Genomic DNA, 19,952 nt, shown 5'->3' with positions numbered 1-19,952 from the left:
GATGCTTGGGGCCTTCTCGAAATTGTTTCACCGCCTGCTCGACCGGATCGACGCGGGTCTGGTCGCGGGATCGCTTGCCGCGCACTTGCCCGACGGGCGCGACCGGTTGCTGGGCGGCCGCGCGCCGGGGCCGGCGGCGGTGGTCGATCTGCGCAGCTGGCGCGCATTGCTGCGGCTGGCGACGGGGGGATCGGCGGGCTGGTACGTCGCCTGGTCCAAGGGCGAATGGGCGAGCCCCGATCCGACCGTGCTGTTCGAGCTGTTCATGCGCAACCGCGTGACGCTCGGCGGCACCGCGCGCTCGGGCGGGGTGATCCGCACGCTGCGGCGTATGGCGAACAGCCGGCGGCGCAACTCGCGCGTCGGCGCACGGCGCAACATCGAATTCCACTATGATCTCGGCAACGATTTCTACCGCGTCTGGCTCGACCCGAGCCTGACCTATTCGAGCGCCTTGTTCGCCGAGCCGGTGTCGGCGGCGGAAAGTCTAGAGGCCGCGCAGGCGACCAAGATCGACGCGATCCTCGACCGGCTGGCGGTGGCGCCGGGGGACCGCGTGCTCGAGATCGGGTGTGGCTGGGGGGCGTTTGCGGAAGCCGCGGCGCGGCGCGGGCTCACCCTCGATGCGATCACGCTGTCGGCCGAGCAGGAGCTGGCGGTGCAGCAGCGGATCGCGGCGGCCGGCTTGAGCGACGTGACGGTCTCGCGGATCGACTATCGCGACGTTACCGGCGAATACGATGCGGTCGCTTCGATCGAAATGGTCGAAGCGGTCGGGCAGGAATATTGGCCGGCCTATCTCGCCGCGGTGGCGCGCGCCTTGAAGCCCGGCGGTCGCGCGGCGCTGCAGTACATCACGATCGATGACGCGATCTTCCCGGCCTATGCCGAGAATGTCGATTTCATTCAGCGCTACATCTTTCCCGGCGGAATGCTTCTTTCGGAGAGCCGCTTTCGCGCGCTGGCCGAGGCGGAAGGGCTCGAGTGGCAGGACAATCGCACCTTCGGGCTGCATTATGCCGAGACGCTGCGGCGCTGGCGCGTGGCGTTCGATCATGCGGTCGCGGCCGGGCGGTTGCCGGACAAGTTCGACCGGTCGTTCATCGACTTGTGGCGCTATTATCTGATGTATTGCGAAGGCGGTTTCCGCGGCGGCGGGATCGATGTCGCGCATGTCACGCTGGTGAAGATTTCCCCTCCCGCTTGCGAGTTTGAGGTCGGTCATGCCCCCGGCATGACCTGAACGATGCGGGGCATCGTTCACCTCAAACTGGGTTAGGGGAGGGGCGTGCCTCGCGCGCCGCGCCCTCCGGCATTTCCCTCCCCCAGCCCCTCCGGCAAGCGGGAGGGGAGTTTTGAGGGCTTCCCTCCCGGAAGCGTGAGGGGAACTCTATTCGACTCGTGCGCTCTATTCGACGCGTTCGAAATGCCCGGTCGCGAAATCCTCGGTCAGCAGCGCGACGATCCGATCCGCCACCACCGACGGATCCTTGACCGACTTGGGGTCTTCGCCCGGATAGGCCTTGTGGCGCATCGCGGTGCGCGTCGCGCCGGGGTCGATGATCGCGGTGCGGACCTTGCTGATCAGCTCCATTTCGTCGCCATACGCGGCGAGCAGCGTCTCGAACGCCGCCTTCGACGCGCCGTACATCCCCCAATAGGCGCGCGGCTTGCGCCCGACGCTCGATGTGAGGCCGATCACCCGGCCGTGCGCCGATTTGCGCAGCATCGGGTCGAACGCCGCAATCAGCGCGGCCTGCGCGCTGACGTTGAGCGTAAGCACCTGCGCCATCTCCTTGGCGTCGATCGCTGGGACGGCGGACAATTGCCCGAGCATCGCGGCGTTGAGCACCAGGATGTCGAGCGCGGGCCAGCGCTCGCCGATAGCGGTGCCGAGGCGCGCGATGCTGTCGGTCTCGGTCAGGTTGAGCGGTGCGATCGTCGCCGAGCCGCCGGCGTCGAAAATTGCGTTCTCGACCGTCTCGAGCCCCGCCGCGGTGCGCGCGGTGATCACGACATGTGCGCCCGCCGCGCCGAGCGCGAGTGCGGTTGCAGCGCCGATCCCGCGGCTTGCGCCAGTGACGAGGGCAACTTGATTGGCGAGTGGCTTGTCGGTCATTCGGGGCTCTCTCCCTTTGAGCCCCTCCCCTTCAGGGGAGGGGTTTGGGGGTGGGGACGTGCCTCGCAGAGCGCCAGCGCCCGTTACCTCCCCACCCCAACCCCTCCCCTGAAGGGGAGGGGCTATATGTCGCTTAAATGACGCGTTCCGCGAGCAGCGCGAACTGATCGACCGAGGATACGTCGTCCTGGTCGGTCAGGCTGGTCGGGTAATCGCCGGTGAAGCAGGCGTCGCAATGGCTCGGCCGGATCGCGTTGCGCTGCGGCTCGCCGAGCGCCTTGTAGAGACCGTCGATCGAAACGAAGGCGAGGCTGTCGGCCTTGATATACGCTGCCATTTCCTCGAGATTCTTGGTCGCGGCGAGCAGCTTGGCGCGCTCGGGCGTGTCGACGCCGTAGAAGCACGAATGCCGCGTCGGCGGGCTGGCGATGCGCATATGCACCTCGGCGGCGCCGGCTTCGCGCATCATCTCGACGATCTTGAGGCTGGTCGTCCCGCGCACGATCGAATCGTCGATCAGCACGATTTTCTTGCCCGCAATCAGCGCGCGGTTGGCGTTGTGCTTGAGCTTGACGCCGAGATGGCGGACCTTGTCGCTCGGCTGGATGAAGGTGCGCCCGACATAATGCGAGCGGATGATGCCGAGCTCGAACGGAATGCCCGATTCCTGCGCATAGCCAAGCGCCGCCGGCGTGCCCGAATCGGGGACGGGGATGACGAGGTCGGCCTCGACTGGACTCTCGATCGCCAGCTGCGCGCCGATCGCCTTGCGCACGGTGTAGACGCTGCGGTCCTCCGAGATCGAATCGGGACGCGAGAAATAGACATATTCGAAGATGCACGGCCGCGCCGCGACGGGCGCGAAGGGGCGGTGCGAGGTGATCTCGGTCCCCTTGACCATCACCAGTTCGCCCGGATCGATCGAACGGACGAAGGTCGCGCCGACGACGTCGAGCGCCACGGTCTCCGACGCGAAGATGATCGACCCGCCATCCGGGCCATCGATCTTGCCCATCACGAGCGGACGGATGCCGAGCGGATCGCGGCAGGCGATCATGCCCTCGGGCGTCATCACGATCAGCGAATAGGCGCCCTCGACGCGCTTGAGCGCATCGATGAACTTGTCGACGGTGGTGCGATAGTTCGAGGTCGCGACGAGATGGATGATCGTCTCGGTATCGCTGGTCGACTGGAAGATCGACCCGCGCCGCACCAGATCGCGCCGCAGCCGCAACGCGTTAGAGATGTTGCCGTTGTGCGCGATCGCGAAACCGCCCGAGGCGAGATCGGCGTAGAGCGGCTGCACGTTGCGCAACGCCGTCTCGCCGGTCGTCGAGTAGCGGACATGGCCGCAAGCGACCGAGCCGCGCAACGGGACCATGATGTCCTCGCGGTCGAAATTGCCCGCGACATGCCCCATCGCGCGATGGGTGTGGAACTCCACCCCGTCGAAGCTGGTGATGCCGGCCGCCTCCTGGCCGCGGTGCTGCAGCGCGTGCAGCCCGAGCGCAACCAGCCGGGCCGCGTCGGTCGCGCCGGAAATGCCGAAAATGCCGCACTCTTCGTGCAGCGTGTCGTCTTCATGTGGGTTCGTGGTCAGCATATCGCCCTTCGGGGGTAGCGCTCGCGGTGGCATATAGGGAGGGCTCCGGGGTTTGTCGCGCTTTTGTAACAACGCGCGGAGCGTTTGGTCGCATCGCGGGTTTTTTGGCGTTGAATAGCAGGAGGTTGCGGTGGCGAAGGATCATGGACCGAGCGTCAAGGACGACACGCTCTACGAGGATCTGCGCCGCGACGGCGCGTCGAAGGAAAAAGCCGCGCGAATCGCCAATGCCAAGGCGGCGGGGACGATCGACCATCGCGCGACTGCGCTCGAGGTTCGAACGAAGGACGATCTGATGAGGGAAGCGCGCGAGATCGGCATTGCCGGCCGATCGAAGATGACCAAGGCGGAATTGGTGAAGGCGATTCGCGAGGATTGAGGATGCCACCCGTCACCCCGGCCTCGTGCCGGGGCCCACCGTGCAGCGCGCGCGGCCGCTTGAACCAAAACGCGGGATTGCCGCCCGGTGGACCCCGGCACCGGGCCGGGGTGACGGAAGGGGGGAGCGGCGCTATTGGCAAGCTATGCCTGATCCCCGCGAAACCGGCCTAGTGCTGGACCCGAAATACGATGCCGCCGGCTTGATCACTGCGGTCGCAACCGATCGCGTGACCGGCGACGTCCTGATGCTCGCCCATATGAATGCCGAAGCGCTGGCGCTGACGGTGGAAACCGGGGTCGCGCATTTCTGGTCGCGAAGCCGGGCTGCGCTGTGGAAGAAAGGCGAGACCTCGGGGCATGTGCTCCAGGTCAGCGACATCCGGATCGATTGCGATCAGGATGCCGTGTGGCTGATCGTCGATCCCGCTGGCCCTGCGTGCCACACCGGCGCGCGCAGCTGTTTCTACCGCCGCATCGAGGGCGATCGGCTGGCATTGGCGGAATGATGCCGAGGCGGCGCACGCGCGTATGGGGGAGGGCGCAGGTCGCGCTTGTCGTACTGACCCTGCTGCTGGCCGGATGCTATCGTAGCGCATCGGATCCGGCCGCGTCGCCGACCCCGCAGGGGCTCGAAGCCGCCGCGATCCAGGCGGGCGTCATTCCCGACCCGACAAGCACCGATCTCACCGGCGTCTATGCGACCGGGAACGACCGGGTCTGTATCGTGCCGAGCGCGAAGGCATATCGGATCGGCGTCTTCGTCGATTATGACGAGACGCAGAATTGCGGCGGATCGGGCGTCGTCACGCGCGACGGCGACACGCTGCACGTGACGCTCGGCGCGAGCGGCGATGGCTGCACCATCGATGCGCGGTTCGAGGGCGATCGCATCGTTTTCCCGCCGCGCGTCCCCGACGCGTGCCAGAAGGCGTGCCGCGGTCGCGCGTCGATCGCCGCGCTCGACGTGACGCGGCTGAGTGAATCTGCGTCGGAAGCTGCAACGCTGCGCGACGCGCGGGGGCGTTTGCTGTGTGGGGATGGCGGTTAGCCTAGCCGCGGGTTCGCGACGGATTGGTCAGCCCGACCCACGAAACGATCCCGAACCGGCGCCTTGCGGGTTGACGTTCACGTAAGCGGCAACTATTTAGCGGGCATGTCCAGCGATCCCGCCTATGCTTTGATCGAGCGTCATCCCGATCGCGATCATTTCTCGATTTCCGATCTCTCGGCAGAGTTCGACGTCACCGCGCGTGCGTTGCGCTTCTACGAGGATGAGGGGCTGATCGCCCCCGAACGCCGCGGCACCGCGCGCATCTATTCGCAGCGCGATCGTGCGCGGCTCGCCTGGATCCTGCGCGGCAAGCGCGTCGGTTTCTCGCTGTCCGAGATCCGCGAGATGATCGACCTCTACGATATCGGCGACGGACGCCGCGCGCAGCGTGCCGTCACGATCGAGCGCTGCCGTAGTCGCGTCGCCCTGCTCGATGCGCAAAAGCGCGACATCGACGCCGCCATCGCCGAATTGACCGAGTTCATCGAGCTCGTCGAACATAATCATCCGAAGGAAGCCTGATGCCCCAATATACGCCCCCCGTTCGCGACGTCCGTTTCGTGCTCGAGCATGTCGTCGGCCTCGAAAACTATTCGAACCACGCCGGCTTCCAGAACGCGACCCCCGACGTGGTCGATGCCGTGCTCGACGAAGGCGGCAAGTTCGTCGCCGAAGTGCTGTTCCCGCTCAATGCTTCGGGTGACCAGGAAGGCTGCACGCGTCACGAGGACGGTTCGGTCACCACGCCGAAGGGCTTCAAGGAAGCCTATGACGCGTTTGTCGAATCGGGCTGGGGCACGCTCAGCGCGCCGGAAGAGTTCGGCGGGCAGGCGATGCCGCACGTCGTCTCGACCGCGTTCCAGGAGTTCATGATCTCGTCGAACATGGCGTTCGCCATGTACCCCGGCCTGTCGCACGGCGCGATCGCCGCGCTGCTGGCGAAGGGCTCGGACGAGCAGAAGGCCAAGTACGTCCCCAACATGGTCAGCGGCAAATGGGGCGGCACGATGAACCTGACCGAGCCGCAGTGCGGCACCGATCTGGGCCTCATCCGCACCCGCGCCGAGCCGCAGGCCGATGGCTCCTATGCGATCACCGGCACCAAGATCTTCATCTCGTCGGGCGAGCATGATCTCACCGAGAACATCATCCACCTCGTGCTGGCAAAGACGCCGGGCGCGCCCGAGAGCTCGAAGGGCATTTCGCTGTTCGTCGTGCCGAAGGTCCTCGTCAACGACGACGGCTCGCTCGGCGCGCGCAACCCCGTCACCTGCGGCTCGATCGAGCACAAGATGGGGATCCACGCCAATTCGACCTGCGTGATGAACTATGACGGCGCGATCGGCTGGCTCGTCGGCGAGGAGATGAAGGGCCTCGCGGCGATGTTCATCATGATGAACGCCGCCCGCCTCGGCGTCGGCCTGCAGGGGCTCGGCGTCGCCGAAGTCGCTTACCAGAACGCCGTCCAGTACGCCCACGACCGCCGCCAGGGTCGCGCGCTGACCGGCCCCAAGGAGCCGAACGAGAAGGCCGACACGCTGTTCGTCCATCCCGACGTCCGCCGCATGCTCATGGAAGCCAAGGCGCTGACCGAAGGCCTTCGCGCACTGTGCCTGTGGGGCGCGCTCCAGGTCGATCTCGAGCATGCCGGCGCGACCGAGGAAGAGCGCCAGCTCGCCTCCGACCTGATCGGGCTGCTGACCCCGGTCATCAAGGGCTACGGCACCGACAAGGGCTATGACGTCGCGACCAACGCGCAGCAGGTTTACGGCGGCCACGGCTACATCGCCGAATGGGGCATGGAGCAGTATGTCCGCGATGCCCGCATCGCGATGATCTACGAGGGCACCAACGGCGTCCAGGCGATGGATCTGGTCGGGCGCAAGCTCGCGCAGAACGGTGGCCGTGCGGTGCAGGCGTTCTTCAAGGTCGTCGCCGACGACGTCGCGGCGGGCAAGGCCGATCCGGCGACCGCCGACTTCGCCAGCCGCCTCGAAAAGGCCAATGGCGAACTCCAGGCGGCGACGATGTGGTTCATGCAGAACGGCATGCAGAACCCCGACAATGTCGGCGCGGGCGCGCACCCCTACATGCACATCATGGGCATCGTGGCGCTCGGCGTGATGTGGCTGCGCATGGCGACCGCCGCGACCAAGCTTAAGGCGGCGGGTGAGGGCGATCAGGCGTTCCTCGACGCCAAGCTGGTCACTGCGCGCTATTTCGCCGAGCGCGTGATGCCCGAGACGGGCGCGCTGCGTCGCAAGATCGAGGCGGGCAGCGAAGCGATGATGGCGCTCCCGCCCGAAATGTTCGCCGCCGCGTAAGGCGCACGAAACATCCTCCCCCGCGGTGGCGGGGGAGGAATCCCCCGGTCACCTGGATTCGCGCTGCGAGCAGGCGCGGTAAACGACCACGGATTTAAGACTCGCCGTTTGTCACCGTGAGCATTTCCCGCCCTACGTCGGTCATGGTCCTATTCGTCGCCCCCCGGTATCTGACGCTCAACCGCGAGCTCGAACCCGCGGATTCCCCGGTGATCTCCAGCCGATACCGGATGACGCGTAGACCGAGGCGTTCGGCCTCCTCCAGCGAGATGATACGCGCATCATTGACCCACCCGTTGTGCGGCATCACGGCGATGGCCGGCAATTCGGCGCCCCTGAGATCGACGCCACGCCGGCTCGCCGCGAGGTCCTTCCACTGCCCGACCTAACCCGCGTCCGCCGTCCAGTTGGGCAGCCCGAAGTGCGTCTTGATGAGGTCGATCTGGGTCGAGGCCGGCGTCGTTTCTCCCGGCTTCGAGAGCAGGAACAGGAAGTCGCGGTCGCCAACGGTGGTGCGAAGGGCGTCCCCCGTGAGCCTGCAGGTAATTGCGCCCCAGCCTGGACCGCCAAACGCCTGGTTCCAATGCTGGTACCCGTCGAGGCGGAGGACGGTGTCGAAGGTCCGCTCGCCAGCGGCGGTTGCCACGACGACGACGTGCCGGAGACGCAGCGCGCCGCCTGAGCGCGTCGATCCACAGCTCCCTAGCGAGAGTGCTGCGATCATCACTGCCGCGGTCCTGAGTAGACGTCCCATGCGGCTTCGATCCTATCCCTGCGATCAAGACGCTAGAACGAAAGAATTAAAGTTCGATCACCTGGTGCAGTTGAACTAAAAAATCTCCAAAGCGTGGTCGTGTCGGAGTTCGTGGAAGATCGTTCTCGGGAACGGCGGCCGGCCATCGGTAGGGCTAGCCCTTCCGGCGTCGATTGTGCGCGTGGATCGCCTGAAAGCCGAGTGGCAGCTGTCGGGCGAAACAGCGCGCCGTCGTACATCGACCAAATTGCGGACATTGCGGCGCGAACAGAAAGGCGTAACGTTGCCTCTATGGTCTTGTCGCTAAACCCGTGGACGTTGTTCGCGGCCACTTTCATCGCTGGCTTGCTGGTGCAGATGATCTTTCCCCGGCAGCGATGGATCGCGGCAGCGGTGATTGCCGTGGGCCCCCTCGCTGCTCTCACGGCCACTGTCTGGTGGGGTGTTTGGGACCGTGATCCGCTCTACGCGGTCGCGTATTTCACGGCGCTGCTGATCTGCTGCGCAGCATCGATCTCGAGCTTGCTGATGGTGGATGTTGGAAGACGGACGTTGCGAAGGTAGCGCCGAGGGAGGCTGCTGGGCCTTTCGCGATCATCGCGCGCCGCCTGCCAGCGTTCAGCGTCCCTCGGCGACCGCGCCCGGCTTGGCGATCGGCGTCGCCTTGGCCGCCGGCGCGACCTCGGCCTTGCGCCGCACGCCGACCAAGCCGTCGGCCGCCGCCGGAACCCCCGGCGCGCGCTCCGCGACGGGCAGGGTCTCGAGCCGGAAGCCGTCCGCGCTGCGCGGCGCGGGCACATAGATCTGCTGCTTCATGCACTGCGCCACGTCGGCGCGCTTGAACTCGCTGCAATTCCACAGCGCCTTGTCGTAATCATGCGCTCGGTCGCGCAGATAGCTGAACGAAAGCGCCGCGATCTGCACTGGCTGGAGGGGCAGTGCGCTCGGCAGCTTGGTCTTGTCGGTCCAGCCCATCACCTTGCAATACGGCCGGTCGCCGCAGGTGCGCGTGGCGAGCTGGGCGAAGCCGTCGGCTGTCATCTTCTTCGCGTCGAGCACCAGCAGGAAGCTGTTCTCCTCGCCCGGCAGCGCGCCCGGCAGCGGCGTCGCCGCGGCGACCGGGTCGACATAGAGCGCTTCGTTCACCTTCAACTCTGCGGCGTCCTTGTGCGCGTCGGAATAGGGCGCGAGCGCGCTGATCAGCGGCTCGTCGTTCGACACGTGGCGGTTGAAGGCGGGCGGGGTGCCCCACCAGCCGGTCCAGCGGAAGAACAGATGCGTGTTCACCGCGGCGATCTTGTCGAGGCTCGACTGCCAATAGGGCACGACCCAGTCGGTATGGTAATGCGTCGCATAGCCGACGGGCTTGAACACCGCGCCGCCGAGCGCCGCGCTCGCAGTTTCGCGCGCGCGACCCCATTGTGCATCGAGCCAGCCATGGCGGGCCAGCGCGCCGTCGCAGGTGAAGGTGAACTGGCAGCCGGTCGAGCGCTCTGCGCCCTGGAACACCACGCCGCAGATCGTCTTGGGGAAGGCGGGATGGCGGACGCGGTTGATCACCACCTGCGCGACGGCGCGCTGCCCGACCGGATCGTCGCCGGCTTCGTAGAGGACGGCTGCTGCCATGCAGTCGATCGCGCGGGCACGCTGGATCGGGTCGCCGGCGAGCTTGAACGGGCGCGCGGCGGGGTTGGGGCCATCGACGAACGGCACGCTCGCGTTGAACGCGCGGGCGTCGTCGGGGTCGAGATCCTGGAACGCGACGGGCTCGACCGGCGGCAGCTCGGCGGCGGGAACGACGCGCTGCGCTGCGCTACGCGCGACATGGTGGCGCACGAGTGGCGGCGCGAAGCGGATCAGCAGGACCGGGGCGAGGATCGCGAGCGTCGCGATCGCCACGACGATCGCGCGCAGCGTGGCGCTGGGAGGGCGGAACGGGGTCATGCGATCAAGACCGGGAATTGAGAAGCAACGGGGGCACGAACGGCTCCTGACCGAAATGGGCCAGCGCCTTTAGCGCATTCCTGCGCGGATACGAAATGGGCGCGATGTCATCGCCGTGCGCGGTCCGGTTCGGTTCGGAAGGGTACATCGATCCCCCAACCGTCACCCCGGCCTCGTGCCGGGGTCCACCGTGCCGCGTAAGCAACGACGGGGTGCGTCCATCCCGGTGGACCCCGGGACAAGCCCGGGGTGACGTTCGGTGGGAAGCGCCCGGCCCGCGTATCGCGACGGGGCTCAGCTCTCCGGCAGGAAGTCCGGCACCGACAGATAGCGCTCGCCCGTATCGTAATTGAAGCCGAGCACGCGCACACCCTCGGGCAGATCGGGCAGCTTCTGCAGGATCGCGGCGAGCGTCGCGCCCGAGCTGATCCCGACGAGCATCCCTTCCTCGGCGGCCGAGCGGCGCGCCATGTCCTTGGCGACGCTCGCATCGACCTTGATTGCGCCGTCGATCGCCTGGGTGTGGAGGTTGGCGGGGACGAACCCGGCGCCGATCCCCTGGATCGGGTGCGGGCCGGGCGAGCCGCCCGAGATCACCGGCGAGGCGGCGGGCTCGACCGCATAGACCTTGAGGTTGGGCCAATCCTGCTTGAGCCGTTCGGCCACGCCGGTGATGTGCCCGCCGGTGCCGACCCCGGTGATGATCACGTCGATCGGCGAATCGCGGAAATCGTTGAGGATCTCGAGCGCGGTGGTGTGGACATGGACGTCGATGTTCGCCGGGTTCTCGAACTGCTGCGGCATCCACGCGCCCGGCGTCTGCTCGACGAGCTCGAGCGCACGCTCGATCGCGCCCTTCATGCCCTTCTCGCGCGGGGTGAGGTCGAAGGTCGCGCCATATGCCAGCATCAGCCGGCGGCGTTCGAGGCTCATGCTCTCGGGCATGACGAGCACGAGCTTGTAGCCCTTGACCGCGGCGACCATCGCCAGGCCGACGCCGGTATTGCCCGAGGTCGGCTCGATGATCGTGCCGCCGGGCTGGAGGTGCCCGTCACGCTCGGCCGCCTCGATCATCGCGAGCGCGATGCGGTCCTTGATCGAGCCGCCGGGGTTCGAGCGTTCCGACTTGATCCACACTTCGGCGCCGGGGAACAGCTTCTGGACGCGGACGTGCGGCGTGTTGCCGATCGTGTCGAGGATCGTGTTGGCTTTCATGGCGTGGCCTCCAGTTCGAGATCGCGGGAATCTTGGGCGCTTTTGGGCAGATCGAAAGTCTTGGCGTTGCGAATGCTGGGGAACAGATACGTCCACAGGATGGTAACGACAATCGCCCCGCCGCCGCCGACCAGCACCGCGCCGACCGGCCCGAGCGCCGCCGCAAGGAAGCCCGACTCGGCCTCGCCCAGCTCGTTCGACGCCGAAATGGTGAGCTGCGATACTGCGCCCACACGCCCGCGCTTGTCGTCGGGGGTGTGCAGCGTGATCAGCGACTGGCGGATATAGACCGAGAACATGTCGGCCGCGCCCGCAACCGCCAGCGCGGCGAGACTCAGCGCCATGATCTGCGACAGCCCGAACACCACCGTAGCCACGCCGTAGACGAGCACCGCGCCGAGCATCTTGGGGCCGACATTGGTCTTGATCGGGCGGAACGAGAAGAACAGCGCGACGACCGAGGCACCGGCAGCGGGCGCGGCGGCGAGCAGGCTCAGCCCCTGCGGGCCGACCTTCAAAATGTCGTGCGCGTAGATCGGCAGCAAGGCGCTCGTCCCTGCCAGGAACACGGCGAACAAATCGAGCGTGATCGCGCCGAGCACCAGCTTGTTCTGCCCCACATATGCCAGGCCGTCGACGATCTGGCGCAGCGGGTTGCCCTTGTTCGGGGTGATCGTGCGCGGCACCGGCGGGATCGTCAGCATGCACGCCAACGCGACCGCGAACAGCACCGTGGCGAGCGCATAGGCGCCCCACGGCGCGGCGGCATAGGCAAAGCCGCCGAGCGCCGGCCCGACGATCGTGCCGACTTGCCACGAGATCGAGCTCAGCGCGATCGCGGTCGGGAGGACTTCGCGGGGGACGAGATTGGGCGCAAGCGCGCCGAACGCGGGACCCGCAAACGCGCGCCCGAGCCCGAGCAGCACCGCGACCGAGAACAGGACCGGCAACGTCATGCCGCCCGAATAGGTGACGAGCGCGAGAATCAGCGCGCACGCCACTTGCAAGGCGAGCGTGCAGCGCGTGATCAGCCGCCGGTCGAATCGGTCGGCGACCCAGCCGGTGAGCGGCGTCGTCACGAACAGCGGCACGAATTGCAGCAGCCCGATCAGCCCGAGCTGCGCCGCGGCGCCGGCGGGGGACATCGTCGTCCGCGCGATCGTGTAGGTCTGCCACCCGATCACGATGATCATCGCATTTTGCGCGATCGTCATCGCGAAGCGAGCCGCCCAATACGAACGGAACTGTGCGATGCGGAGCGGGTGGCGAGCGGCGGTCATCTTGCCCTGCCTTAAGCGGTGCGATGCGGGAGGGGCAATCGAGGATGTGCTTGGCCTGTGGAAACTTGCGCTGTTCGCACGTCATCCGGGACTTGATCCGCGATCGACGCGTGCCACGCGCTTTCGCTACCCCGGTGGCGGTTCGGCGGAAAACATCGGCGATGCGCATCGTTTTGACAGGGGCGATTGATATCGGCGCAACATCGCGCCTATAGGCTCGGCGTCCCTCTCCCCAGGTCATGAGGTCTTCCAGACGTGGCAAAAGCCCCCGCTGCCGTAAAGGCACTACCCCCCGTGCCCAACCGCGAGCGCCCCGACGAGCCCAAAGCGTACGAGGCCTCGAAGGAAGAGCTGCTCGAATTCTACAAGCAGATGCTGCTGATCCGCCGCTTCGAAGAGAAAGCCGGACAGCTTTACGGCCTCGGCCTGATCGGCGGTTTCTGCCACCTCTATATCGGTCAGGAAGCCGTTGCGGTCGGCCTGCAGTCGGGTCTCGACGGCGACAAGGACTCGGTCATCACCGGGTATCGCGACCACGGCCACATGCTCGCTTACGGCATCGATCCCAAGGTCATCATGGCCGAGCTGACCGGGCGTGGCGCGGGCATCAGCCGCGGTAAGGGCGGCTCGATGCACATGTTCTCGACCGAGAAGAAGTTTTACGGTGGCCACGGCATCGTCGGCGCGCAGGTGTCGCTCGGCACGGGCCTCGCCTTCGCGCACAAGTATAACGAGGATGGCGGCGTCGCCATGGCCTATTTCGGCGACGGTGCGTCGAACCAGGGCCAGGTGTACGAAAGCTTCAACATGGCCGAGCTGTGGAAGCTCCCGATCATCTATGTGATCGAGAATAACGAATATGCGATGGGCACGAGCGTCAACCGCTCGTCGGCCGAGGACCAGCTGTTCCGCCGCGGCGAATCGTTCCGCATCCCGGGCATCCAGGTCGACGGCATGGACGTGCTGGCGTGCCGCGGTGCCGCCGAGGAAGCACTCGCCTGGGTCCGCGCCGGCAAGGGTCCGATCATCCTCGAGATGAAGACCTATCGCTATCGCGGCCATTCGATGTCCGATCCGGCCAAGTACCGCTCGCGCGACGAAGTCCAGGCGGTGCGCGACAAGTCGGACCCGATCGACCACGTCAAGAAGCTGCTCGACGCGCAAGGCGTGACCGAGGCCGAGCTCAAGACGGTGGATCAGGAGATCCGCAAGATCGTCAACGAAGCCGCCGACTTTGCCGAGCAGGCGCCCGAACCCGAGGCTGCCGAACTCTACACCGACATTCTGGTGGAAACCTACTGATGCCCATCGAAATCAAGATGCCCGCGCTTTCCCCGACGATGGAGGAGGGCACGCTCGCCAAATGGCTCGTCAAGGAAGGCGATGTCGTCAAGTCGGGCGACATCATGGCCGAGATCGAAACCGACAAGGCGACGATGGAATTCGAAGCCGTCGACGAAGGGACGATCGGCAAGATCCTCGTCGCCGAGGGCACCGATAACGTGAAGGTCGGCACCGTCATCGCGACGCTGACCGCCGAGGGCGAAGAGCCCGACGCTGGCGGCGACGCCAAGCCGGCCGCTGCCCCGCCTGCACCCGAGCAGAAGCTCGAGGCGACGCCTGCGCCCAAGCAGGCCGAAACCGGCACGCAGCAACTGGCCGATGCCGCCAAGCACAAGGCCGAAGTCAGCGGCCCCGCGATCCCCGAGGGGACCGAGATGGTCACGCTGACGTTGCGCGAAGCTTTGCGCGACGCGATGGCTGAGGAAATGCGCGCCGACAAGCGCATCTTCGTGATGGGGGAGGAAGTCGCGCAGTATCAGGGCGCGTATAAGGTGACGCAAGGCTTGCTCGAAGAATTCGGCGACAAGCGCGTGATCGACACGCCGATCACCGAATACGGTTTTGCCGGCATCGGCACGGGCGCCGCGATGGGCGGGCTTCGCCCGATCGTCGAGTTCATGACCTTCAACTTCGCGATGCAGGCGATCGATCACATCGTGAATTCGGCCGCCAAGACCAACTACATGTCGGGGGGCCAGATGCGCTGCCCGATCGTGTTCCGCGGGCCGAACGCCGCCGCAAGCCGCGTCGGTGCGCAGCATTCGCAGAACTATGCGCCGTGGTATGCGAGCGTCCCCGGCCTGATCGTGATCGCGCCATATGACGCGGCCGACGCCAAGGGGCTGCTCAAGGCGGCGATCCGCACCGAGGATCCCGTCGTGTTCCTCGAGAACGAGCTGCTCTATGGCCGCACGTTCGAGGTGCCCAAGCTCGATGACTATGTCCTGCCGATCGGCAAGGCGCGGATCATGCGCGAGGGCAAGGACGTCACGATCGTCAGCTATTCGATCGGCGTGGGCTTGGCACTCGAAGCCGCCGAGAAGTTGGCCGCCGAGGGTATCGACGCCGAAGTGCTCGACTTGCGCACGCTGCGTCCGCTCGACACCGAATCGGTGCTCAAGAGCCTCAAGAAGACCAACCGCCTCGTCGTCGCCGAGGAGGGTTGGCCCACTTGCTCGATCGCGTCCGAAATCCAGGCGCTGTGCATGGAGCAGGGCTTCGACGACCTCGACGCACCCGTGCTGCGCGTGACCAACGAGGACGTGCCGATGCCGTATGCGGCGAACCTCGAAAAGCTGATGCTGGTCAACGCCGACAAGATCGTCGCGGCGGTGAAGCAGGTGACGTACCGGGGCTGATCAGCCCCGGATACGGATCAGCTCGTATATTTGTCGCAGGTGGAGGCGGTCGCGGCTGGAGTTGGATTGTAGATCTGACGATAGTCGCGATTGTCTCTGACGAGCAGCGATCCGGTATAGCGAATGACTTGCGGGGCGACGAACATCGAGCCGAACAGCGGTTTGTAATTGTAGTTGATCTCGACGAACATCACCGCATTGTCTTGCGGAGCGCTGACCTTGCCGCCGACTGGCCCCATGCCCGCGGACGTCACGGTTCCGGCGTTGGCTGCGGTGTTGCTCGTCCCATCGGTGGCCTTTGTCGTGCCATAGGATGAGTCGTAATTGACGCCGCTCATCTTTCCGAAACACCGCTGCCAATGGATCCGCTGAACATAGGCGGTGTCGTAGGTCTGCTTCGTGTTCTCGAGGCTCGACAGGGTGACACGCCCGTTCGTGGCCAGATCGAGCGCGGTGCTGGCGAGGCGAATGCCCTGGAACGCATCGTTTACGTCCGCCTCGCGCAATTGGATCACGCCCCCGCCGGCGTCTAGCCCGAGACGCGACGTGGTGTCGGCGAGATTGAGCGCATATTGGCTGATGCGCATGTTCGTCAGCGCGACCGACGACAATTCGATGCCATATCCGCCGACCGTCAGCACGAGCGGCAGCGTGAGGGCAAACTCCATCAGGGCAAGCCCGCTCTTGGCATGGACGAGCCGGCGCGAACAGTCGCGGAGCGCGGCGATAGGATCGGGATGGATCACGGGCACACCAAAGTGGGAGTGTAGGAGACCTGCCCGGCATAAGGCTGGTTCTTCAGATAGGTCGTGGATGAATTCGTGACCGTTTGCGAAAGGCCGGCAAGGCCGGCCATGGGAAACAGCCGGGGGTAGGTGATCGTCATCTTGTAGACGACCACGTCGCTCGCGCCGCCCTGACCCGACGCGCCGGGATCGGCGTCCCACGTCTTGTTGCCGTTGACGTCGGTGAAGCATTCGGTCGCGGCGTCGTACACCTTGTTGCCGTTATCGTCGCGGAACGATTCGGGCGCGATGTTGCCGAACTGCGAATAGCTCTTGCGCGACGAGACATAGGTCGCGCTCTTCATCACCAGCCAGACCGACGCCATCACCTTCTGGTCGATCGCGGCGCCGCTCGGGGTCGTATCGTTGCCCTGGATCGTCGAATCGCGTCCGGCCTTCTGCATCGCCCCGTCGAGGATCGACATGATGTACCCCTGATAGGCCAGGTCGGACAAACCCATGATCAACAAGATCATCACGGGGGCGACGACCGCGAATTCGATGATCGTCGCGCCGCGCGTGTCGCGGACGATCCGCACGACGCGCCGCGCTTCACGCACGATCCTCATTGCGTGATCCGAAGCTGCGCGATGCGTTGCGCGATGCTCTTGAAGGCCTTGGTCAGATCATCCTTGCTCGATGCCTGGAACGTCTGCCCGGGCGAGGCGCAATAGGTCAGGTCGGTCGTGACTCCGGTGCCGACGGCCACGACATAGATGGTGATGCCGCGCTTCTTGGCGGCATCGCATTCCACGCGGAAGCGCGCGGTATGATTGTTATAGTCGGTGGTCGAATTGCCCGCCCCGCCGGTACGATTGTCCCACTGTTCGACGCCATATTGTCCGTAGGACGTCTGGCTCGGCGACATCGTGCCGTCGGTCATGAACACGATATTGCGCGTGGGATCCTTGCGGCCCGGCCATGCTGCCGTGTCACTGGCGAAGACGCCGGCGGGTGCCAGCATGCGTGTTCCCCAGATCATCCCGACATCGTGATACGTTCCGCCGAACGGCTTGAAATCGACATTGTAGACATAGTCGTTGACCTGTTGTGCGGTCCACACCTTCAGCCGCTGAGCTGGCATACCGCATGCCGACGAGCCCAATTTGTCCATATAACCGCCCGGGCGATAGTTGAGGTTGTAGTACGCGTTGGTACTGTCCTCGACGATCGCATCGTCCTTGACGTCTTGCGCTCCAATCGTGTTTCGCAACCATTCCGCTTCGGGCCAGCGCGGACGCCATTTGTTGGCGGTTGCGTTGGGAATGATATCCGGGTCGAGATCATCGGGCAGATTGGCGACATTGAACGACGACCCCGTGGTGGTATCGAGTTCCTCGATGCAGCCGCGCCAGGTCGACGTCGATCCGTCGAGCTTGGTCGGATTGGTGACGGGGGTGCCGGTGCTGAGGCTGGACACAAGCCCGCTCGTATTGAGCGTGGTCGGCTCATAGCGCCACAACGGGCGCAACGGTTGCTGCATGCCGGAACACGTTCCGCCATTCGCCGAAGTCCACGAAAGGTTGTAGTAATTCCGCGCCTGGTAATAGCCTTGATCGGTCCAGGTAAGCCCCGTCCGTGAATAGCCGGTCGCCGGCATGCGTTGCGCAACGCAAGAGGCGCTTGGAACACCGGTATAGCTGACCGAAGTGGCCCCACCGTAGTTGTAATCTCCCTGAACGTGCCGGCTCTGATACGTCCAGTTGGTGTTCTGAAGGTAGCTCGGCGGAATGACCCCGCCGACATTGACCGCAGACGAATAGGTCACGAAGCCATAGCGAAAATGCGTCGTCACGTCGGCGCTGGACCGCATCGTCGTATCGAACAGCACGACAGCCTGCCGCAGCGCCTCGATCTTCGAATTGCTGCTTTCCTGATTATAATAGCCGGTCGTTCCGTCGCCCCGCGTGTACGACACGGCTGCATTCGCGCAACTCGTGGGATCGCTCGGCTGACACGACATCGAACCGGTCGTGTCGAGCACGAACATCACATCGGTATCCGCGAGGTCAAACACCGCCTGGCACGCAACGGTCAGCTTTATCGCCGGCTGGCCGAAAAAGGTCATCAACGTCATCGGTACCGTCGCAGTGGCGCTGCCGGTCACCGCGTTGGCGACGGTCGAGTTCGTTCCGTTGACCGCTTTGGTCGGCGTGAACGCCACCGCCGTACTCGAATAGAAACCCGATTTGAAATTGTTGGCGAAAAAGCTCTGCGCCTGCGCGGATGCCGTGGAATCGAGCGCTGTGGTCGTCGATGTATCGGTCATCGTCTTGCGCCCGGCCAGAACGCCCGCATCGCACGCTTGCTGCAGCCGGACCTTGACGACGTAGAGCCGCCCCATGTCGATCGCCGAGCCGGCGAACCCGATCAGCGGGACCATCGCGGCCGCCATGATCGCCAGGGCGTTGCCGCGCACATCGTGTCGCAGGCGGCTCAAAAATGGTCGTACGTCGTCTTTGGGTTTCGCGATACGCCGGAACATGGTTACGCCTTGAACAAAAGATCGGGCCGCCTTGAACAAGAGGCGGCTAAATTGGGTACAAGATCGATGGTAAAAGGTGCGTTAACCGCGGGGCGGGCCAGGTCGGCCGAGCGGGCCCTGGCGCTTTCCTATGCGGCCGAGACCGCGCGGTCGGGGCTAGCCGCGCTTTTCTCGCTCGACGATACGCTGGGGCAGATCCTGCGGACGACGCGCGAGCCGTTGGTGGGACAGATGCGGCTGACATGGTGGCACGAGGCGCTGCGCGCGCTCGACAGCGCGCCGCCCCCCGAGCAGCCTGTTTTACAGGCGCTCGCCGAACATGTCGTGGCGCAGGGCGTTAGCGGCGCGCAGCTCGCCGCGATGATCGATGGGTGGGAAGCGTTGCTCGAAGCCGAGGCGATCGACGGACCCGCGCTGCAGCTCCATGCCGAAGCGCGGGGGCGCGGTTTGTTCGTCGCGGCGCGGACCGTGCTTGGCGGCGCGCCAGCCGACCCCGTCGAGGCGGCGGGGGAGGGATGGGTGCTGGCCGACCTCGCGCGCCACGTGCGAGACCCGGCGGTCGCACGTCGCGCCGCGACGGCCGCCTCGCAGGCGATCGCAGCGGCAACGGCGGTGCGCTGGAGCCGCGCCGGGCGCCCGCTCGGTGCGCTGGCGCAGCTGGCGCGGATGGACCTGGCGGTCCCGCTCGATACCGCCGTGCCGCATGGGGCACCGCGACGGGTCGCGCGACTGGCGTTGCACCGCATTACCGGACGATAGACTTTCGCAAGGCGCCAGAAAGGGTTATCCTGCCGCGACAATCGTGGGGGGACGATATGTGGCGCTATCTGGTGGGCGGGCTTGCGGCTTTGGCGCTGGCGGCGGCGGGGATGCTGGTGTTCAATCGGAACGCGCGCTCGGTCGCCGCGTTGCCGCTTGCGCCGGTCGGGCAGGGACAGGCGACGGGCGCGGCGGCGGCGCTCCCCGATACCGTTCCCGAGGCGAGCGACAGGACGCGCGAGCAGAAGCGCTTCGACCGCTACGACAAGGACCGCGACGGCAAGGTGACGCGCGAGGAATATCTCGCCGCGCGGCGCAAGGCGTTCGCCAAGCTCGACGTCAACCATGACGGCCTGCTGGCGTTCGACGAATGGGCGGTGAAGGCCGAAGGCAAGTTCGCCGCGGCCGATGGCGACAAATCGGGCGCGATGACCCCCGTCGAATTCGCCAGGACCGCGGTCAAGCGCAAGCCGCCGCGCGTGCGGCGCGATTGTCCGCCGGCGGCCAAGGACGACGCGCCGGCGAACGCCGAGGAGAGCTGAACGGCGGC

20 protein-coding genes are annotated in these 19,952 nt (G+C 65.8%); 11 read left to right on the top strand and 9 right to left on the bottom strand.

The genetic code is table 11. The features are described 5' to 3' along the window. Position 1: 1 nt before the first annotated feature. Positions 2 to 1,243 (top strand): SAM-dependent methyltransferase, encoded by a 1,242-nt coding sequence (locus E2E30_RS08795; protein WP_133189096.1) that lies wholly within the window; start codon positions 2 to 4, stop codon positions 1,241 to 1,243. Between the two features lie 165 nt (positions 1,244 to 1,408). Here the strand turns inward: E2E30_RS08795 and E2E30_RS08790 are convergent, their stop codons facing one another. Beyond that, on the bottom strand, positions 1,409 to 2,119 hold the full coding sequence (locus E2E30_RS08790) for an SDR family NAD(P)-dependent oxidoreductase (RefSeq protein ID WP_133189095.1): 711 nt from the start codon (positions 2,117 to 2,119) through the stop codon (positions 1,409 to 1,411). Between the two features lie 133 nt (positions 2,120 to 2,252). After that, the gene (gene purF, locus E2E30_RS08785) at positions 2,253 to 3,722 is read right to left on the bottom strand and encodes an amidophosphoribosyltransferase (RefSeq protein ID WP_133189094.1); all 1,470 of its coding nucleotides are present in this window, start codon (positions 3,720 to 3,722) and stop codon (positions 2,253 to 2,255) included. A 130-nt stretch (positions 3,723 to 3,852) separates the two neighbouring features. Between purF and E2E30_RS08780 the strand changes: the two genes are divergently transcribed. The 5 genes from E2E30_RS08780 to E2E30_RS08760 all read left to right on the top strand — a co-directional run bounded on the left by E2E30_RS08780 (position 3,853) and on the right by E2E30_RS08760 (position 7,478). Continuing rightward, complete coding sequence (locus tag E2E30_RS08780) at positions 3,853 to 4,101, top strand: DUF7218 family protein (RefSeq protein ID WP_133189093.1); 249 nt, start codon at positions 3,853 to 3,855, stop codon at positions 4,099 to 4,101. Positions 4,102 to 4,246: 145 nt separating this feature from the next. Beyond that, positions 4,247 to 4,609 carry a phosphoribosyl-AMP cyclohydrolase gene (hisI, locus tag E2E30_RS08775; protein WP_133189092.1) on the top strand — a complete coding sequence of 121 codons (363 nt, stop codon included), beginning with the start codon at positions 4,247 to 4,249 and terminating at the stop codon, positions 4,607 to 4,609. Next, positions 4,609 to 5,151, top strand: a complete 543-nt coding sequence (locus E2E30_RS08770; protein ID WP_133189091.1) for a hypothetical protein — start codon at positions 4,609 to 4,611, stop codon at positions 5,149 to 5,151. Before hisI ends, E2E30_RS08770 begins: the two co-directional genes overlap by 1 nt. A 105-nt stretch (positions 5,152 to 5,256) precedes the next feature. Further along, positions 5,257 to 5,676: a MerR family transcriptional regulator gene (locus E2E30_RS08765; RefSeq protein ID WP_133189090.1), complete on the top strand. Its 420-nt coding sequence runs from the start codon at positions 5,257 to 5,259 to the stop codon at positions 5,674 to 5,676. After that, positions 5,676 to 7,478 carry an acyl-CoA dehydrogenase C-terminal domain-containing protein gene (locus E2E30_RS08760; protein ID WP_133189089.1) on the top strand — a complete coding sequence of 601 codons (1,803 nt, stop codon included), beginning with the start codon at positions 5,676 to 5,678 and terminating at the stop codon, positions 7,476 to 7,478. Before E2E30_RS08765 ends, E2E30_RS08760 begins: the two co-directional genes overlap by 1 nt. A gap of 385 nt (positions 7,479 to 7,863) precedes the next feature. Here the strand turns inward: E2E30_RS08760 and E2E30_RS08755 are convergent, their stop codons facing one another. Beyond that, the gene (locus E2E30_RS08755; protein ID WP_133189088.1) at positions 7,864 to 8,232 is read right to left on the bottom strand and encodes a hypothetical protein; all 369 of its coding nucleotides are present in this window, start codon (positions 8,230 to 8,232) and stop codon (positions 7,864 to 7,866) included. Between the two features lie 201 nt (positions 8,233 to 8,433). Between E2E30_RS08755 and E2E30_RS08750 the strand changes: the two genes are divergently transcribed. Further along, positions 8,434 to 8,796, top strand: coding sequence for a hypothetical protein (locus E2E30_RS08750; protein ID WP_165954484.1), 363 nt, complete (start codon positions 8,434 to 8,436; stop codon positions 8,794 to 8,796). A gap of 54 nt (positions 8,797 to 8,850) precedes the next feature. Here the strand turns inward: E2E30_RS08750 and E2E30_RS08745 are convergent, their stop codons facing one another. From E2E30_RS08745 to E2E30_RS08735, 3 genes are all read right to left on the bottom strand, one after another. Further along, on the bottom strand, positions 8,851 to 10,176 hold the full coding sequence (locus E2E30_RS08745; protein WP_206365669.1) for a cell wall hydrolase: 1,326 nt from the start codon (positions 10,174 to 10,176) through the stop codon (positions 8,851 to 8,853). 294 nt (positions 10,177 to 10,470) lie between these two features. Next, the gene (gene cysK, locus E2E30_RS08740) at positions 10,471 to 11,391 is read right to left on the bottom strand and encodes a cysteine synthase A (RefSeq protein ID WP_133189086.1); all 921 of its coding nucleotides are present in this window, start codon (positions 11,389 to 11,391) and stop codon (positions 10,471 to 10,473) included. Then, on the bottom strand, positions 11,388 to 12,671 hold the full coding sequence (locus E2E30_RS08735; protein WP_133189085.1) for an MFS transporter: 1,284 nt from the start codon (positions 12,669 to 12,671) through the stop codon (positions 11,388 to 11,390). The genes cysK and E2E30_RS08735 overlap by 4 nt, the downstream gene beginning before the upstream one ends. Before the next feature lie 255 nt (positions 12,672 to 12,926). On the opposite strand from E2E30_RS08735, the gene pdhA reads away from it, so the two are divergent. Beyond that, the gene (pdhA, locus tag E2E30_RS08730) at positions 12,927 to 13,973 is read left to right on the top strand and encodes a pyruvate dehydrogenase (acetyl-transferring) E1 component subunit alpha (protein ID WP_133189084.1); all 1,047 of its coding nucleotides are present in this window, start codon (positions 12,927 to 12,929) and stop codon (positions 13,971 to 13,973) included. Continuing rightward, positions 13,973 to 15,373 (top strand): pyruvate dehydrogenase complex E1 component subunit beta, encoded by a 1,401-nt coding sequence (locus E2E30_RS08725; protein ID WP_133189083.1) that lies wholly within the window; start codon positions 13,973 to 13,975, stop codon positions 15,371 to 15,373. Before pdhA ends, E2E30_RS08725 begins: the two co-directional genes overlap by 1 nt. A gap of 17 nt (positions 15,374 to 15,390) precedes the next feature. Here the strand turns inward: E2E30_RS08725 and E2E30_RS08720 are convergent, their stop codons facing one another. The 3 genes from E2E30_RS08720 to E2E30_RS08710 are packed head-to-tail and all read right to left on the bottom strand — an operon-like array spanning position 15,391 to position 18,598. Beyond that, positions 15,391 to 16,119 carry a TadE/TadG family type IV pilus assembly protein gene (locus E2E30_RS08720; RefSeq protein WP_240699080.1) on the bottom strand — a complete coding sequence of 243 codons (729 nt, stop codon included), beginning with the start codon at positions 16,117 to 16,119 and terminating at the stop codon, positions 15,391 to 15,393. After that, positions 16,116 to 16,727, bottom strand: coding sequence for a TadE/TadG family type IV pilus assembly protein (locus E2E30_RS08715; RefSeq protein WP_133189082.1), 612 nt, complete (start codon positions 16,725 to 16,727; stop codon positions 16,116 to 16,118). The genes E2E30_RS08720 and E2E30_RS08715 overlap by 4 nt, the downstream gene beginning before the upstream one ends. Continuing rightward, a complete protein-coding gene (locus tag E2E30_RS08710) occupies positions 16,724 to 18,598 on the bottom strand; it encodes a TadE/TadG family type IV pilus assembly protein (RefSeq protein ID WP_240699079.1) in 1,875 nt (624 codons plus the stop codon). The genes E2E30_RS08715 and E2E30_RS08710 overlap by 4 nt, the downstream gene beginning before the upstream one ends. A 111-nt stretch (positions 18,599 to 18,709) precedes the next feature. On the opposite strand from E2E30_RS08710, the gene E2E30_RS08705 reads away from it, so the two are divergent. Further along, positions 18,710 to 19,402: a squalene/phytoene synthase family protein gene (locus E2E30_RS08705; protein ID WP_133189080.1), complete on the top strand. Its 693-nt coding sequence runs from the start codon at positions 18,710 to 18,712 to the stop codon at positions 19,400 to 19,402. A 56-nt stretch (positions 19,403 to 19,458) separates the two neighbouring features. Then, positions 19,459 to 19,944 (top strand): EF-hand domain-containing protein, encoded by a 486-nt coding sequence (locus E2E30_RS08700; RefSeq protein ID WP_133189079.1) that lies wholly within the window; start codon positions 19,459 to 19,461, stop codon positions 19,942 to 19,944. The last annotated feature ends 8 nt before the right edge of the window (positions 19,945 to 19,952 follow it).

Source organism: Sphingomonas sp. AAP5, assembly GCF_004354345.1.
GTDB lineage: Bacteria > Pseudomonadota > Alphaproteobacteria > Sphingomonadales > Sphingomonadaceae > Sphingomonas > Sphingomonas glacialis.
This window is presented reverse-complemented; position numbering and strand designations above follow the sequence as displayed.

Bases quoted from the DNA above. Each gene is read 5' to 3' on its own strand.
- E2E30_RS08795 (WP_133189096.1), top strand. From the start codon at position 2: ATGCTTGGGGCCTTCTCGAAATTGTTTCACCGCCTGCTCGACCGGATC.
- E2E30_RS08790 (WP_133189095.1), bottom strand. From the start codon at position 2,119: ATGACCGACAAGCCACTCGCCAATCAAGTTGCCCTCGTCACTGGCGCA.
- purF (WP_133189094.1), bottom strand. From the start codon at position 3,722: ATGCTGACCACGAACCCACATGAAGACGACACGCTGCACGAAGAGTGC.
- hisI (WP_133189092.1), top strand. From the start codon at position 4,247: ATGCCTGATCCCCGCGAAACCGGCCTAGTGCTGGACCCGAAATACGAT.
- E2E30_RS08770 (WP_133189091.1), top strand. From the start codon at position 4,609: ATGCCGAGGCGGCGCACGCGCGTATGGGGGAGGGCGCAGGTCGCGCTT.
- E2E30_RS08765 (WP_133189090.1), top strand. From the start codon at position 5,257: ATGTCCAGCGATCCCGCCTATGCTTTGATCGAGCGTCATCCCGATCGC.
- E2E30_RS08760 (WP_133189089.1), top strand. From the start codon at position 5,676: ATGCCCCAATATACGCCCCCCGTTCGCGACGTCCGTTTCGTGCTCGAG.
- E2E30_RS08755 (WP_133189088.1), bottom strand. From the start codon at position 8,232: ATGGGACGTCTACTCAGGACCGCGGCAGTGATGATCGCAGCACTCTCG.
- E2E30_RS08745 (WP_206365669.1), bottom strand. From the start codon at position 10,176: ATGACCCCGTTCCGCCCTCCCAGCGCCACGCTGCGCGCGATCGTCGTG.
- cysK (WP_133189086.1), bottom strand. From the start codon at position 11,391: ATGAAAGCCAACACGATCCTCGACACGATCGGCAACACGCCGCACGTC.
- E2E30_RS08735 (WP_133189085.1), bottom strand. From the start codon at position 12,671: ATGACCGCCGCTCGCCACCCGCTCCGCATCGCACAGTTCCGTTCGTAT.
- E2E30_RS08725 (WP_133189083.1), top strand. From the start codon at position 13,973: ATGCCCATCGAAATCAAGATGCCCGCGCTTTCCCCGACGATGGAGGAG.
- E2E30_RS08715 (WP_133189082.1), bottom strand. From the start codon at position 16,727: ATGAGGATCGTGCGTGAAGCGCGGCGCGTCGTGCGGATCGTCCGCGAC.
- E2E30_RS08705 (WP_133189080.1), top strand. From the start codon at position 18,710: ATGGTAAAAGGTGCGTTAACCGCGGGGCGGGCCAGGTCGGCCGAGCGG.
- E2E30_RS08700 (WP_133189079.1), top strand. From the start codon at position 19,459: ATGTGGCGCTATCTGGTGGGCGGGCTTGCGGCTTTGGCGCTGGCGGCG.